Origin of the sequence: Variovorax nitratireducens (assembly GCF_051216545.1) — a bacterium.
Taxonomy (GTDB): domain Bacteria; phylum Pseudomonadota; class Gammaproteobacteria; order Burkholderiales; family Burkholderiaceae_C; genus Variovorax.
The window spans coordinates 19,632-34,361 of sequence record NZ_JBPJZO010000019.1 but is presented as its reverse complement, the minus strand read 5'-3'; the positions used below and the strand labels follow the sequence as shown (position 1 = coordinate 34,361).

Annotated in this window: 16 protein-coding genes and 1 pseudogene; 10 read left to right on the top strand and 7 right to left on the bottom strand. The window is 64.2% G+C overall.

The window, feature by feature from the left end; all coding sequences use genetic code 11:
* Positions 1-374 precede the first annotated feature (374 nt).
* The 3 genes from ACSFA8_RS26500 to ACSFA8_RS26490 all read left to right on the top strand — a co-directional run bounded on the left by ACSFA8_RS26500 (position 375) and on the right by ACSFA8_RS26490 (position 2,248).
* On the top strand, positions 375-578 hold the full coding sequence (locus ACSFA8_RS26500) for a hypothetical protein (protein WP_435482438.1): 204 nt from the start codon (positions 375-377) through the stop codon (positions 576-578).
* Positions 579-663: 85 nt separating this feature from the next.
* The gene (locus tag ACSFA8_RS26495; RefSeq protein ID WP_435482437.1) at positions 664-987 is read left to right on the top strand and encodes a hypothetical protein; all 324 of its coding nucleotides are present in this window, start codon (positions 664-666) and stop codon (positions 985-987) included.
* Positions 988-1,390: 403 nt separating this feature from the next.
* Positions 1,391-2,248, top strand: a complete 858-nt coding sequence (locus ACSFA8_RS26490; RefSeq protein ID WP_435482436.1) for a methyltransferase, TIGR04325 family — start codon at positions 1,391-1,393, stop codon at positions 2,246-2,248.
* 54 nt (positions 2,249-2,302) lie between these two features.
* On the opposite strand, the gene ACSFA8_RS26485 is transcribed toward ACSFA8_RS26490, so the two are convergent.
* From ACSFA8_RS26485 to ACSFA8_RS26475, 3 genes are all read right to left on the bottom strand, one after another.
* Positions 2,303-2,431: a hypothetical protein gene (locus ACSFA8_RS26485; protein WP_435482435.1), complete on the bottom strand. Its 129-nt coding sequence runs from the start codon at positions 2,429-2,431 to the stop codon at positions 2,303-2,305.
* Positions 2,432-2,572: 141 nt separating this feature from the next.
* Complete coding sequence (locus ACSFA8_RS26480) at positions 2,573-2,839, bottom strand: hypothetical protein (protein ID WP_435482434.1); 267 nt, start codon at positions 2,837-2,839, stop codon at positions 2,573-2,575.
* An 82-nt stretch (positions 2,840-2,921) separates the two neighbouring features.
* On the bottom strand, positions 2,922-3,146 hold the full coding sequence (locus ACSFA8_RS26475; protein WP_435482433.1) for a hypothetical protein: 225 nt from the start codon (positions 3,144-3,146) through the stop codon (positions 2,922-2,924).
* 337 nt (positions 3,147-3,483) lie between these two features.
* Between ACSFA8_RS26475 and ACSFA8_RS26470 the strand changes: the two genes are divergently transcribed.
* The 7 genes from ACSFA8_RS26470 (at position 3,484) to ACSFA8_RS26440 (ending at position 11,581) form a co-directional block, all read left to right on the top strand.
* Complete coding sequence (locus tag ACSFA8_RS26470) at positions 3,484-3,897, top strand: hypothetical protein (protein WP_435482432.1); 414 nt, start codon at positions 3,484-3,486, stop codon at positions 3,895-3,897.
* A 26-nt stretch (positions 3,898-3,923) separates the two neighbouring features.
* The gene (locus tag ACSFA8_RS26465) at positions 3,924-5,126 is read left to right on the top strand and encodes a TolC family protein (RefSeq protein WP_435482431.1); all 1,203 of its coding nucleotides are present in this window, start codon (positions 3,924-3,926) and stop codon (positions 5,124-5,126) included.
* Positions 5,123-5,743 carry a hypothetical protein gene (locus tag ACSFA8_RS26460; RefSeq protein WP_435482430.1) on the top strand — a complete coding sequence of 207 codons (621 nt, stop codon included), beginning with the start codon at positions 5,123-5,125 and terminating at the stop codon, positions 5,741-5,743. The genes ACSFA8_RS26465 and ACSFA8_RS26460 overlap by 4 nt, the downstream gene beginning before the upstream one ends.
* A complete protein-coding gene (locus ACSFA8_RS26455; RefSeq protein WP_435482429.1) occupies positions 5,740-6,888 on the top strand; it encodes an efflux RND transporter periplasmic adaptor subunit in 1,149 nt (382 codons plus the stop codon). Before ACSFA8_RS26460 ends, ACSFA8_RS26455 begins: the two co-directional genes overlap by 4 nt.
* A gap of 12 nt (positions 6,889-6,900) precedes the next feature.
* Complete coding sequence (locus ACSFA8_RS26450; RefSeq protein WP_435482428.1) at positions 6,901-10,044, top strand: efflux RND transporter permease subunit; 3,144 nt, start codon at positions 6,901-6,903, stop codon at positions 10,042-10,044.
* Between the two features lie 90 nt (positions 10,045-10,134).
* Positions 10,135-10,518 carry a hypothetical protein gene (locus ACSFA8_RS26445; RefSeq protein WP_435482439.1) on the top strand — a complete coding sequence of 128 codons (384 nt, stop codon included), beginning with the start codon at positions 10,135-10,137 and terminating at the stop codon, positions 10,516-10,518.
* Between the two features lie 7 nt (positions 10,519-10,525).
* Positions 10,526-11,581 (top strand): DMT family transporter, encoded by a 1,056-nt coding sequence (locus ACSFA8_RS26440; RefSeq protein ID WP_435482427.1) that lies wholly within the window; start codon positions 10,526-10,528, stop codon positions 11,579-11,581.
* Positions 11,582-11,603: 22 nt separating this feature from the next.
* Here ACSFA8_RS26440 and ACSFA8_RS26435 read toward each other — a convergent pair whose 3' ends face one another.
* From ACSFA8_RS26435 to ACSFA8_RS26420, 4 genes and pseudogenes are all read right to left on the bottom strand, one after another.
* Positions 11,604-11,825, bottom strand: coding sequence for a hypothetical protein (locus ACSFA8_RS26435; RefSeq protein ID WP_435482426.1), 222 nt, complete (start codon positions 11,823-11,825; stop codon positions 11,604-11,606).
* A gap of 515 nt (positions 11,826-12,340) precedes the next feature.
* A complete protein-coding gene (locus tag ACSFA8_RS26430) occupies positions 12,341-13,546 on the bottom strand; it encodes an MFS transporter (protein WP_435482425.1) in 1,206 nt (401 codons plus the stop codon).
* 74 nt (positions 13,547-13,620) lie between these two features.
* Positions 13,621-14,270 (bottom strand): annotated as a pseudogene (locus ACSFA8_RS26425) (DUF6629 family protein).
* 5 nt (positions 14,271-14,275) lie between these two features.
* Positions 14,276-14,713: a hypothetical protein gene (locus tag ACSFA8_RS26420; protein WP_435482424.1), complete on the bottom strand. Its 438-nt coding sequence runs from the start codon at positions 14,711-14,713 to the stop codon at positions 14,276-14,278.
* Positions 14,714-14,730 lie beyond the last annotated feature (17 nt).

Below are 14,730 nucleotides of genomic sequence, written 5' to 3'. Positions count from 1 at the left end.
TCGACCTTGAATTCGTCCGTGTACTGCCGTTTCGGCAGCTTGCTATCTCGCATTTCGATTCTCCATACAGCTCAAGTTTCCAACTTTCTTGCTGTACGTGAAATCGAGGCAGGGTCAAACCTCGCAACGCCACTCGCTGCGCTTGGGCAACGCTCGGCCACACAATGATGTCGACAGTGCCAGTCTCGTCTTCAAGTGTCGCAAAGATCACGCCGCTGGACGTACTCAGTTGCGACGGTGCGCCACGATGCCGCTCGCACGCACCAGTTCATTGTCCTTGCCGCTCCGGCGCAGATCGTCTGCCGTTCAAATGCACCACTTGGGTAGCTTGAGCCGTCGCAGCGCCAACCGACGGCGGGCGCAACGCGAGACCCATGAACTTAGTCGGCCGCGATGTCGACGCCTTCGGTTGGCGGGTCAAACTCAATGGCGCCCTCGATCGTGGGCGCGGCGCGAAGCAGCTCGGTCGGGCGTATCGCGACACCGCCCCCGGCTCGTCCACTGACCGGGCGCTGCATTTGAGCGAGCTGGATGGGAAAAGATCACATATTTTTGTAGCATTTTGGTACTACATGTGACTAAAATTAGCTCCACTCCACCGAGATCGATCACCACAACCCCGACGGATGAATGATGCGCCTCAGGCTAGTCCTTCTGTTCCTCATGGCCTACGCCCTTGCGCAGGTCTTTGTGATCGGTGGCCGCGCCAGCGCATTTGGTGAACCGAAGGAAACGGCCCACGCGATGCTCCATTGGCAGGGCCTGGCGCATCACCATCACGACGACGGCTCCATTGGACAAGATAGTTCTGAAGACTCGATTCAGCACGTGGCCGTCGACGGCTTTCTCAGCGCATCCGCTGTTGGGTTTGTAGCTCCTCTCTCCTTGCCTCCCGGAGAGGCCATTCGTCCCATCGTCACCGACGAACTCGACGCACCGTGGCCGGATCTCGCCGGTCCTAGACGACCTCCACGACTCACAACCTGAAAACGCTGCCGCTGGCCTGCGCGCGCAGGCAGGCCGTTTTCACGTTCGCCAACTCATCGGCTTCTGTGGGATCGCGTCCGCGGTTTGGCGGGCCATGAGTTTGGCCCTCGCACGGATGAGCTTTGTGAGTTCATTCCTTGTGCACTGCTCAGGCAGGACACCCCTGGGTGCCCTAAGCCCGACGGCCGCGCAAGCGCTCCATCCGTCCTAGTCCGCGACCGACAGGTCTCAACAGCTCGGCACCGAGCTGTTCAGTCCACCGAAGCGGAACGCGCGTAGTTCCAGCCCAGCATGTCTCAAGGCGCAGCCCCTTTGTTGTTGATGCGCCGCGTTCAGTTCCGGCTGAGGGAGCGATTCAGCTCCGCTCAGACGGCATCACTAGCGAAAGCAATGAGGAGTCGAAATGTCTTCCTTCAGTCCAGCCGAAATAGTCCGCCGAATCTTGGACGAGCCTCTGGTCCGACCTGCGCACTTGCAATGGCGCCGTCGGCAGTTCCTATCCAAGGATGGACACGGGTCCCATTTTGGGGTTTTCGATGACTTCAAGGCCGCGCGCGCTTGGCTGCCTCGCAGTCCGGCGTTTGACCAAGCTGCTCTGGCCGCCGAGTACGTAGACGTTCGGTCAAAGAAGGTGTTCTCTTACGACTATCCGGTCATGTGGTGGCTCGATCGTGCCTTGCGAGATGGAGCGACCAGCGTCTTGGATATCGGCGGCTCGGTCGGCGTGCACTACTACGCCTATCGGCGGTATTTCGACATGCCGAATCTAGTGACCTGGCGTGTAGTCGAGGTGCCGGCAATCGTCTCCATTGGACAAGACTTGGCCACGCAGAATGGTGCTACCGTCTTGAGCTTCACCGAAGACCTCCATCAGTCCGTCGGAACCGCCTCCTACGACATCTGGATTTCCGCAGGTGCGATTCACTACCTTGAAGAAGGGCGGCCCGACCAGCTGATCAAGCGATGTGCACGACGGCCGAGGCACATCCTTTTGAACAAGCTGCCGCTCTACAGCGGTGAGGATTTCGTCACCGTGCAGAACATCGGCGAGGGAGCCTTTGCCCCATTGCATGTCTACAACCGCGCTCGCCTCATTCAAGACATCAAGGCGCTCGGATACACACTCTGGGACAAGTGGGCTGTTCAGGAGCGCGCCATGGACCTCCCTGGCTACCCCGAACGTTCGTTCCCAAGCTTCACAGGTCTTTACTTCGTGGAAAGTGCAAGCGTGTCTGAAAAATCGAAGCCATTGTTGTCGTGAAGAGCAGGGTACCTTTGAATTTCAGATCGAATGGGTTTTGCGCAGGCGCCACGCCTAGCCCACCGTGTTGACGTCAGCAGGGGCCGTCGTGGCGCTGGCTGTGCTGGCCGTCGGCGTGGTGGCAGCTTGGGGCGACTCCGAGCCGTCCAGTGCGGCCGCACCACCGGCGGTGGCGAACATCATTTCTCTGGCTGTGCTCGGTGTCTGTTGGCGCCGACCGAAAACTGACCAGCTAAACCGGAGTGAGGATCCGGTAGTCATGTTCCGGCAACACGATCTGGCCGGCCTCGGCCGCCTTGATGACCCGGTGGCCTGCAGCATCGTTCACGCGGTTGCCATGCAGCATGTAGAAGTACCCGCGAAAGGCACCTTGACGCGGCGATCGAGCTTTTCGAGTTGGCCGAAAAGCTCATAGGCGCTGCCCTTGCGGCCATCCACTTCGGCCAGCTTCAGGGTGCTGATCCACACCGGAACCAACGACATCCCGCGCATGCCCTTCGGATCGGTGTAGTCGCTGATCTGCATCGCCCAGTGCGCGCACAGGCGTGCACCACTGCGGCCGGCGCTCGAAAGCGCCCAATCCGAGAACATGCGTCCATCCGATGTACGAAGGCGCCGCCGGGCCGATACAGCAAGCTCGTTGCACCGTACATTGGAATCTGCCCCTCCCGCGTTACTTGACCCGTTTGGAAACCCCGATGCGCAGAAGGCTTGCTTCTGACAAACCGGAGCGCTCGGCTAGACTCGCGCAATGCTTCGCAGGCTTGTTCTCGCCCTTTTGTTCATTTCTGCACTGTGGCAAGGCATAGCCATTGCGGGCCGGGCCATTGCATTCGAGCAAACAGAGCAGACGGCGCACGCCGTGCTGCACTGGCAGGAAACTGCTCATCACCACCATGATGACGGCTCCATTGCACTAGATGACTCGGACGAATCCGTTCAGCACGTTGTGGTTGATGGCTGCCTGGGCGTGACGGCCATCGGGGCTACCGAAACGATGGCGTTTGCCCCCCCTGGAACTGTCCGCCCCGTCATCGACACCAACGCGGCGACGCCTTGGCCGCATCTTGACGGGCCTCGAAGACCCCCTCGACTGACGACTTGAAAACGCCGTTGCTCGGAGCGCATGCGCGCTGACGAGCCGTTTTCATCCGGTGATCGGCCGTAGCTCCAGCGCATGCCCGCCGGCATGCCTGAAGCCCGCTTCCGGTGGCCAAGTGTCTGTCAGGAGTCCTGTGATTTCCGTTCTTTGCCCCAATGCGGGCGTGCGTGTCGAGCGCGCGCGCCGTTCGATGTCGCGCGCGGCCTGCGTCGCGCTCGCGGTTGCAGCCACCCAAACCGGCTGCGGCAGCTTCACCGCGCAGCGCGCGCGTTTTCTGGATGGTTGGCACCCGGGTCGAGTGATCCGAATAGGCCGGGATGTGCCCAGCACGTCGCGCTGCGCGGATGTCGCGCCGCCGAACTCAGCGATCCAGCAGCCGTACGTCTTGGTGCGGTACGCCGTCGCGCCCAGTCGCTATGCAGAACGCGTTGCCGTGGTACCCACGAAGGAGACGGTCAGCGTCAGTACTGACGTTTACGTTCACATTCGGGATTGCCTCACACCGCTGCAGACCAAGGCGTCTCTAATTTCCCGGGGTGTCCTGTGAAGATCGCGCCCCTTTTCTTTTCATGTATGGGCGCGGCCGGCATGCTGATCGGTATCGCCGTCCCTGCATGGGGGCAGCCGGCCACCGTGACCCTGACTCAAGCGTGGGAAGCCGCCTGGGAACGTGCTGTGCAGTCGCGCGAGAGTGATGCGCAGGCTCGCCGCGCCCGCGCCGAGCAGACCACGGCTTCCAGCCTGTGGGCCGCGCCGCCCGCCCTGGAACTCAATCACTTGAACGACCGCTTTCACTCGAGCGCAGGCCGCCGCGAAACCGAAGTGGGGCTGGTCTGGCCGATCTGGTTGCCGGGACAGCGCGACGCGCGGCAGGCTGCAGCCGACGCCGAACTGAGGTTTGCCGAATCGAGCACCGACGCGGCACGCCTTCGCGTGGCAGGTCAGGTGCGCGAGGCTGCGTGGCAACTGGCGGCCGCGCAGACAGAGGCGGCTGCCGCCAGCGCCCATGCGCAGTACCTTCAGCGCATCGCGGCGGACGTGCAGCGACGGGTCGAGGCAGGTGACCTCGCCAGAGCCGATGCATTGGCGTCCCGTGGAGAACACCTCGAAGCGGAAGCTATGCAAACCGAGGCCGACCAGCGGTTTGCCGCGGCGAAAGCACGCTGGGTGTCTCTGACCGGTCTCGACGCGATGCCCGAACTGAAAGTGCCCGCGGATCCGCCCGCGCTGCCGGCCATTTCGAATGCCGACCATCCGGAGCTGCGAGCCGCAGCGCTGTCCGTCGACCGTGCGCGCAAGCGCCTTGATGCAGTCAACACATCGCGGCGTGACCCACCGGAGGTCACGCTCCGGTATCGCGAAGAGGCGCCGGGTTACAGCGAGCGCTCGCAACGCGGTATTGGCATCGGCCTGCGCATCCCGTTCGGGACCGACGGCCGCAACGCGCCCCTGCAGGCTGCGGCGATCGGCGATCTCGATGTGGCGGAAACCGTAGCGCAGCGCCTGCGCGAGCGTCGCGACAGTGATGTCGCGGTTGCCAGGATCGGCGTGCAAAACGCGATTCGCCAACTCGAAAGAACGCGCGTCCGCGCGGGCCTTCTGCGCGAACGCGCGCAACTGATCGAGGCGTCCTTCCAGGCCGGCGAAAGCGCATTGCCCGACCTGCTGCGCGCCGTCAATGCGGCCGGCCAGGCCGATGCGGCACTGGCCCGACAGCGGGCCGGGCTCGGCATGGCACACGCCCAACTTCAACAAACACTCGGACTTTTCCCATGATCGAATCTCTGCACCGCCTCAGCCTGCGTCGCTTGCTGTTCGCGCTTGCCGTTCCTTGCGCATTGCTGCTTGGCGCCAGCGCCGGCGCTGCGCCAGGCGCGCATGGCCCCAACGGGGAGCACCTCGATGGCCCGGCGCAAGCCAGTGCGGCTACCGGCAGCAGTGCACCGCGCATGGAGGCCAAATCGGAAACGTTCGAGCTGGTCGGCACCCTGCGCGCCGACGAATTCTCGATGCTGATCAATCGGTTCGAGACGAACGAGCCGGTTCTGAATGCGAAAGTCGAGGTGGAATCGGGCACAGCCAAGGCGCCGGCCAAGTTCCACGCGGATCTCGGAGACTATGCAGTCGACGACGCCGCATTCCTCAAGGTGCTGCAGGCCCCGGGGGAACATGGGGTTGTCATTACTGTTGTGGCTGGCGCGGATGCCGACCTGCTGGACGGCACGCTCAAGAGCGACGGCGTTGTGGCGGACGCCCACGGTCATTCACATGACGCCGCGCACGCGCGCGGCATACCGATCTCGGTCTGGCTCGCACTCGCCCTGCTGGCATTGGGAGCGCTGATTTACTTGCTTACCCGCAGCAAAGCGCCGCAGACGGGAGCAGCGCAATGAAGCCGGCATTTTTCCCGCGCTCGTGCGCAGCATGGCTCGCCGTCGCGTTGGCGGTCTCGATGCCATTGACGGCCCTGGCAGCACCGGGCGCGCACGGCCCCAACGGTGAACACCTGGACGCACCCGGCAATGTCACGAACACATCGGGGCCGGCCCGTCTGCCCGATGGCAGTGCGCAGGTACCGATGCTGGCGCAGCGTCGGCTGGGCGTCAGGACTGTCGTCGCGATCGAAAGTGACGCATCTGCAACGGTCGAGCTTTCCGGCCGGGTGATCGTCGATCCCAATGCAGGCGGACGCGTACAGCCGAGCCACGGCGGCCGGATCGAGCCCGGGCCTCGGGGCTTACCGGTGGCGGGTCAGTCGGTGCGACAAGGCGAAGTGCTGGCACGTGTAAAGCACCACGCCGAGCCTTATGCGCTGGCGAGCCAGCAATCGCAATTGGCCGAGTTGCGCAGCAACCGCGAACTGGCCGCACAGCGCGTGCAACGCCTGCAGTCATTGGAGGGAACGGTACCGCGCAAAGACATCGAGGCGGCGCGTGCAGAACTCAAGAGCCTGAGCGTGCGCGAGAAAAGCATCGGCGCGAGCCTGAACGCGCGCGAAAGCCTGGTGGCGCCCGTGTCCGGCGTCATCGCACGAGCCGACGCCGTGTCCGGCCAGATCGTGGAGGCACGCGACGTTTTGTTCGAGGTGGTCGATCCGTCCCGGGTTCTGGTGGAAGCCACGACCGCCGACCCTGCGCTGCCCGCGCGCGTGGGCGGCGCGACGCTGCAAGGCACGCCCGGTGTACATCTCGAACTGATCGGCGCCGCACGCAGCCTGCGAGATGGCGTGTTGCCCCTGACATTTCGGGCCCAGCCCGAAAAGGCGGGTGCGGCGATGCCCCTGGCGGTGGGTCAGCCGGTTACCGTCGTCGCTTCGCTCAAAGAGCGCGTAAAGGGCTATGTGCTCCCCGCACAGGCGGTGGTGCGCAACAGCGCCAACGAGCCGATCGTCTGGATCAAGTCCGGTGCCGAGCGCTACATCGCCCAGCCGGTGCAATACCGCGCACTCGACGCCGGCACGGTGCTCGTGACACAGGGGTTGGGTGCGGAGAACCGCGTGGTGGTGCAAGGCGCATCGCTGATCGCGCAAATCCGCTGAACGGGGCCACGCATGTTCAACTGGATCGTCAAAAGCAGCCTTCACAACCGTCTGTTCGTGCTGGCGGTGGCCGCAATCCTGCTGGTGTGCGGCACCGTCACGGCCTGGCGTGCGCCGGTCGACGTGTTTCCCGACCTCAACAAGCCGCTGATCACCGTGCTGACCGAAGCAGGCGGCATGGCGCCGGAAGAAGTCGAGCAACTCGTTACCTTCCCGCTGGAAACCGCATTGAACGGCACGCCAGGCGTGACGCGCGTGCGTTCGACTTCGGGTGTCGGGCTGTCCATCGTTTACGCGGAGTTCGACTGGGGCACCGACATTTACCGCAACCGGCAACTCGTGGCGGAACGACTTACGGTGGTTGGCCAGCAGTTGCCTGCTGGCATCACGCCCGTCATGGGGCCGGTGTCTTCGATCATGGGCGAAGTGATGCTGATCGCGCTGTCGCTGTCCGCGGGCGACGGAAAGACCGCCGCAGACCCGATGCAGGCTCGCGAATACGCGGACTTCGTGCTTCGCCCGCGCCTGCTGTCGATCGCTGGCGTGTCGCAGGTCATTCCGATTGGCGGGGATGTCAGGCAACTGCGCGTCGAGCCGGACACGGCCCGTATGGCGCAAGTCGGCATTTCGCTCTCCCAGGTGGAGCAGGCGCTGCGCGGCTTTGCCAGCAATGCGGGCGGGGGCTTTATCGACCTCAATAGCCGGGAATTCCTCATCCGACACATCGGACGCACCCAGCGCGTCGAAGACCTGCAAGGAATCGCCGTGGCCTGGAAGGACGGCCGCGCCGTGCTGCTGAGCCAGGTTGCCAACGTCCGCTTCGCACCAGCGATGAAGCGGGGCGATGCCGGCTACAACGGCATGCCGGCGGTCATCGTCAGTGTGCAGAAGCAGCCTGCGGCGGACACGGTTCAATTGACGCGCACCATCGAGGCCGCGCTGGGTGAACTCAAGCAGGGCATGCCGCCGGGGCTCGCCGCGCCCAAGGTGCTGTTCCGCCAGGCCGATTTCATCGAGGCTTCGATCGGCAACGTGAGTGGGGCGCTGCGCGACGGCGCGATCATGGTCGCGATCGTGCTCTTTGCGTTCCTCCTGTCGGCACGCACGACGCTAATTTCGCTGGTGGCAATCCCGCTCTCGCTGGCCGTCACGGCGCTGGCGTTCAAGCTGCTGGGCCAGTCCATCAATGTGATGACACTCGGCGGCCTGGCCATCGCGATCGGCGAACTGGTCGATGACGCGGTGGTCGATGTGGAGAACATCGTGCGGCGGCTGAAGCAAAACCGGGCGTCGGGCAGTCCGCTCGGCACGATGGAGGTGGTGCGGCAGGCGAGCGTCGAGGTGCGATCCGGCATCGTCTATGCCACTGCCATCGTAGTGCTGGTGTTCATTCCGTTGTTTGCATTGCCGGGTATCGAAGGCAGGTTGTTTTCTCCCCTGGGCATCGCCTACATCGTCTCGATCCTCGCCTCGATGCTGGTCTCGATGACCGTCACGCCGGTGCTGTGCTACTACCTGCTGCCGAAGATGAAGCGGCTCGACCATGGCGACAGTCCGCTCGTGGCGCGGCTCAAGCGCTGGGACGAGCGCGTGCTCGCGTGGTCGTTCGGACATGCGCATGCGTTGATCATGACGGCGGTCATTGCGGTGGCGCTCGCCGCCGCCAGCGTGCCGTTCTTTCCGCGCGCCTTTCTTCCTGCCTTCAACGAGGGTTCGCTGGTGCTCGGGATGGTCTTCAATCCGGGTACCGCGTTGGCAGAAGCGAACCGCATGGGCGCGTTGGCCGAGACGCTCATCGCCGAGGTGCCCGAAGTGACACAGGTCGGGCGCCGCACGGGGCGCGCCGAACTCGACGAGCATGCCGAAGGCGTGCACTCGGCAGAGATCGACGTGGATCTGAAGCGCTCCAGCCGTGATCGCGAAACGATCACGGCGGACATCCGCAGTCGCATGTCGGTTCTGCCGGCGCAGGTGGCGATCGGTCAACCCATCTCCCACCGGCTCGATCATTTGCTGTCCGGCGTGCGCGCGCAGATTGCCTTGAAGATCTTCGCGGACGACACCGACACCTTGCGCGGGTTGGGCGAAAAGATGCGACAGGGCCTGGGGGGCATTCCCGGCCTGGTCGACCTCACCGTTGAGAAGCAGGTGCTAATTCCACAGATCACGGTGCGCATCGATCAGCGCAAGCTGGCGCAGACCGGATTGGCGCCGGGCGAAGCGGTGCGGCTGCTGCAGGCACTGACCGACGGCGCGCACGGTGCCGACATCGTCGACGGCTTGCGCCGCTATGAACTCGTGCTGCGCCTCCCCGACGAGCGCCGCAGCCCGCAGGATCTTGCGGCCACGCTGGTGGATACCCCGGCAGGACGCCTGCCCGTCTCGGCCTTCGCGTCGGTACAGGAGGCCGACGGCCCGAACCAGATCGGCCGCGAGAACGGTCGGCGCCGCATCGTTGTCTATGCCAATACAGACGGTTCCGACATGGGCCGGGTGATCCGGGACATTCGTGCGGTGATCGACAAGACCTCACTGCCGGCCGGCGCGTTCGTCAGCTTGGAAGGGCAGTTCCAGGCGCAAGAGCAAGCGATGAAGCTGATCGTCGGCCTCTCGCTGGTATCGCTCGGGATGATCTTCCTGGTGCTCTACGCGCGTTACAAGTCGGCCGTGCTGACGGGCATCATCATGGCGAATATTCCCCTGGCGCTCATCGGCAGCGTGGTGGCGATGTGGATTGCGGACGTGAGCCTTTCGGTCGCCTCGATGGTGGGATTCATCACGCTGGCCGGCATTTCGACACGCAACGGCATCCTCAAGGTCAGCCACTACATCAACCTCTGCAAGTTCGAGGGCGAGACGTTCGGCGTGCCGATGATCGTCCGCGGGTCGCTTGAGCGGCTCACACCGGTGCTGATGACGGCGCTAGTGGCTGCATTTGCGCTCACGCCGCTTCTCCTTTCGGCGGATGCGCCGGGCAAGGAGATCCTGCATCCAGTGGCGGTGGTCATCTTTGGCGGGCTGGTGAGTTCCACACTGCTGGATTCACTGCTCACGCCCGTCGTGTTCTGGCGGTTCGGTCGGAGTGCCACCGAGCGGCTGTTGAGCGACGAGGCCCGCGAAGACGCCGATTCGCCCAAGCTGCAGGAAGCGTACTGAGGGTGCCTGAAGCATCACTTTCCAGAAAAGGCCCCGGTGGCGCCGCCTGTCGAAGCGCGCTACAAACCAAGATACAAGGATCTGACGATCATGAAATTGAAGTTCTCCAAAGCATTGACTTCCGTGCTCCTGGGCGCTGCCGCGCTGAGCACGCCCATCGCGTTCGCGCACGGCGTGACTGCGGCTCAACACGGCGGTGTGGTTCAAAGCGCCGGCGACCTGTCGTTCGAGCTGGTGTCTAGCGCCACCGGCGCGACGATCTATGTCGACGACCACGATGACGCCTACGACACCAAGAAAATGGCTGGCAAGTTGACCGTGCTGAACGGCGCAGACAAATCGGAAGCCGAACTGACGCCGGGTGGCGGCAACAAGCTCGAAGCCAAAGGCGTCAAGGTTTCAAAGGGTGCCAAGGTGGTGGCCGCCCTGACCGAGGGGCGCAAGACCATGACGGTGCGCTTCACCGTGAAGTGATTGCCAGATGACGGGTCGCCATCTCTCATTGCCCGCCGTGCGCGGTGGCTTGCTGGCGCTCCTGGCGGCGGCGCTCTTTGGTGTCAGCACACCGCTGGTTCAGCAGGTCGGCAAAGGAATGGGCGCCTTCACGACTGCGGCCTTGCTGTATGCAGGTGCAGCCGCAGTGGGTGCGTTCTCCCGACAAAAAGTGGAGCGGGAGGCCCGGCTGTTGCGCGGCGACTGGCCTCGCTTGCTGTCCATGGCCATGTTCGGCGCCGCCCTCGGGCCGGTGGCGCTGGCCTGGGGCCTGCAGCACACGAGCGGCACCAGCGCCTCGCTCATGTTGACGCTGGAAGCGCTGTTCACCGCGGTGCTGGCGCGCTACCTCTACCGGGAGACGATGGATGGACGCGTCTGGACGGCCATGTTTCTGCTGCTCGCCGGTGGGATTGCGCTTGTTCTCGACCAGGGTTTCAGCGGGGGCACGCAGTTGCTGGGGTTGCTGGCCGTCCTGGTCGCCACGGCGGCCTGGGGCGCAGACAATACGCTCTCGCGCGGTTTGGCAGAGCGCGATCCTGGCCAGGTGGTGTTGGGCAAGGCGGTTCTCGGCGTCGTCGCGACGACCACGCTGGCACTGCTGGCCCGCGAGCCGCTACCGACAACTGGCGCCGCAGCGGCCCTGTTTCTCGTCGGTGGAACCGGCTACGGCCTCAGCTTGCGTTTTTACCTTCTGGCCCAGCGCGCCTTTGGTGCCGCTCGCACGGGCTCCGTGTTCGCCTTTGCGCCCTTCATCGGTGCAGCCGTGGCCTTCGGTCTCGGCGACCGGAGCGGGACGTGGGCCATGCTGGCGGGTGGCCTGCTCATGATGGCGGGGGTCGCCCTGCATTTATTTGAATCGCACGGCCATACGCATGAACACGAGTCGCTGAGTCATGAGCACGCGCATCGTCACGATGACGGGCACCACAATCATGTTCACGATGTGATGCCAACGCAGCCGCACAGCCACCCGCATGTCCACGATCCGCTGCACCATGCGCATGCGCACGTTCCCGACGCGCATCATCGGCACGTGCATTGATGGCCTGCGGGCCGGTGCTCGGTCAGTCGACCGTGACGACCCCGACGTAAAGCTCCAGCACCAGCCAACCGATCAGCGCCGCAGCGCCGAGGGCCAAGAGGACGGAGGCTGCTGTCCACTCGATGCGTCCACGCGCGTTGCGTGGCCGTGCATAAACCATCCAGGATTCGCTCGACGCGCGTTTCATGCAGCCATTGTCGAGCTTCATCGCGCTGCGCGAAAGGCTCGCGCGCAGTGGTGTCATCCCGGCGTCCCCTACGCCGCAGGCCGGCCTCGGCCTGCCCGATGAAACCGATGATCTGTTCTTCGGTACATCTGCTCTTTCTCATGTCCGTCATTCTCCCAGTTGACGAATCCCGCTTCGTTTATGCTGGTACGGCTGGGAGGGGGCAGGCCAGCGGCAAGTGCCCTCGACGAAGCCCGCTGGGCTGCGATGGAGGCTTGCTGCGCCGGGTGGGTTGAGAGGCCTGCCGACTGGCGACTTGAGTACGCGCGCGGATGCGGCGGCCAAGACATCGACGGCTGATCGGGCTACTGGCATCCCATCTGCCCGATGTGCTGGCCTGGTTGAACGAGAACACTGGGGCTTCAGTCTCAGCCGAGCAAGCTATCCCACCCGGACGGGCAGAGCACTGCTGCCAGCACCGCACCAGCGCCACCAGGCAGCATGGGATGAAGGCGATGATGACCTCGACCGATACCGGTCGGCGCCTGGGCCTGAAGGCGACGGGGAGATCAAGATGTCGAATACTCATGAGGTCAGCCGATGGCTTGGTCGCGATCGGAGTTTTTGATGTTTTTCAGCGAGGCGCGGTGAAAAAGGAGCAGCACGAACAACGAGGCGAGGGGGAGGGCGAGCCAGCCGAAACCATGCTGCGGGGAAGCGCCGAAGAGCCAGCCACCTGCGGCCGAGCCTAGAGTTTGTCCAAGACTTGTCCCTGCGGCCAAGCCCCCCATCGTCACGGCCAGGTCGGCACGCGAAACGCCGGCGGCAAGGTATGAGACGACGGGCAAGACCAACCCCGTTCCGGCGGCGGTCAGGCTCACCCCGAGGTACATCCAGCCGTGCGCCGGTTGGTTCGAGAGGACAGCCAGGCCTACCATGGCGACAAGCAGGCCAATGCCCGCGAGGCGGTGCGCCGACTTCGGGTTTAGGATTGGCGTGAAGAACAGCAAAGCGTTCACCGCCAGCATGACCAGGCTGCATTCGGCGAACATCAAGGCTACGTTCCTGGGGGACACTTGGGGGTTCCTGAGGCCTTCAAGAAGGATGCCAAGCTCGAAGGCAGCCAGTACAAACATCACCCCGGCGCCGAGCCCCCAAAGCGGCAGGCCGCTTTGGTTGCGCCGGCCTGCGTCAGGTCTCTCCGGCAGCCGCGCAGCCACAGGCAGTGCCTGCAAAACGCGCAGTAGCCCGATCATCGTGACTCCTCCGAATGCAGCAGTCAGCAGGATCACGATCTGTGCGATCGATGCAGGCGTCAGCTCGCGTGCGCCGGCCGATGACGCGAGCCAGCCCGCAGCGGCAATCGCGGCGGGGCCCACCAGAAACCCGAGCAGGGACATGGATCCGAGCCACGCGAAGCGGCGCGCGCGCTCCACCTCGACGGTGCGTTCCGCCACAATCACGGAGACGAGCGGGACGATGGCGGCCACGAAGAACCCCGTGCTGCCCCGCAGCACGTAGAGGCCCTCGATGCCGACCCACCCCGGGACGAGGAGAGCCATCAGGCTGACCAGGTATCCCGCAAATCCCGTTATGAGAATCAGGTTTCGGCCGACGCGATCCGAAATGAAACCCCACAAGGGGGCGCCGACCAGCACGCCCATGGCGTACACGCCGCTGGCGAAACCAATGTGGCGCGCGATGTCCATGGGAGTTGCTGCGGGCAGCATCAGCGTCAACCAACCCGGCAGCACCGGCAGGAGCGCCCCGTACCCGGCGGAGACAACGAAGACGGCCATTGCGAGCCAAGCGAGCTCTGAACGCCGCAGGCTTGCATGGCCGAAAGACATCGCCGTCGGTGGCGCCCTCCCAGTCATGCCGCGCTCGGTTCAGTTCGCCGCGTCCCCGACGTGAGATGCGCACACAAGACAAGGCTCAGGAGGGCGGCAAAGAGGCACCACACTGAGATGAACCATCGTGCGTAAAAGTAGTAGGCCGCTGCAAATGACGCCAGCGCGAGCACGCCAGATACCTTCACCCACCGATGCGTGGAGACCATCGGGCTGATGGCTGTCGATAGCAGGTAGACGCTCATCACCGCGGCGGCGAAGAAATGAGGAGAGACGTACTCGATATGCTGGCCTGTGGCACGGGAGACGACCGGAAACGCCACCAGCGTGTACTGAGGTACGCGGCCACGGCAGCGCCTGCTGCGGCTAGACCCCACAAAGTCGTGCGTCGCCACCCGGGTGGTTCGACCAAAAGCACGGCCACTGGGACATACACCGGCCACTGGACGTGGGAGAAGAACGAGTACGCGTGCGTCGTCGCGGCGTTGAGCAGCGGCGCCTCGTAGCGGAATGTCAGCCAGACGACACCTTCGATCAGCTGCTGGATGGAAAAGAGAAGCGGAATGGCCGCGAGCGGCAGCTCGCGTGAACCGTGCGCCGACTTGACCGCCACAACGCCGGCGCCCAGCAGAAGGATCCCCGCCGAAAAGCTTGCGGTTGCCGAGAAGCACATCTAATTCATTTCGCCCCGGCCACCGGGCCTGTCGCATCTTCGCGCAGGTAGCACACCAGCCCTGCGAGCCACAGCAAGACGGGCACCAGGAGCAGCCAGCGGAAGTCCGAGTGCAGCAGGAAGTTGGTCGCGCTCATCAGCGCGACACCGGACGCCCCTGCGACGGCTAGCGCCAACAAGGTTCCTGGAGCCCGTCGGGCGAGAAATCGCCAGGCCACCAGGATCGTCATGGTGCCTCCGGCGACCATGAATCCACCCATGACGTTGAACACGTGGCCGAGCCAGCCCTCGAGGCCCGGCGCCGCTACGCGCAGGGCTTCGATAGTTGTTCCCATGAAGCGTGGATCCTCGGGCAGCAGCGCCGGTCGAAGCAGGACGAAATAGACGCCCAGCAGAATCATCCATAGCCCGCAGCCCGCGAAAACCTTGCCGGAAAGCCGCATAGGCAGGGGTGATGGCT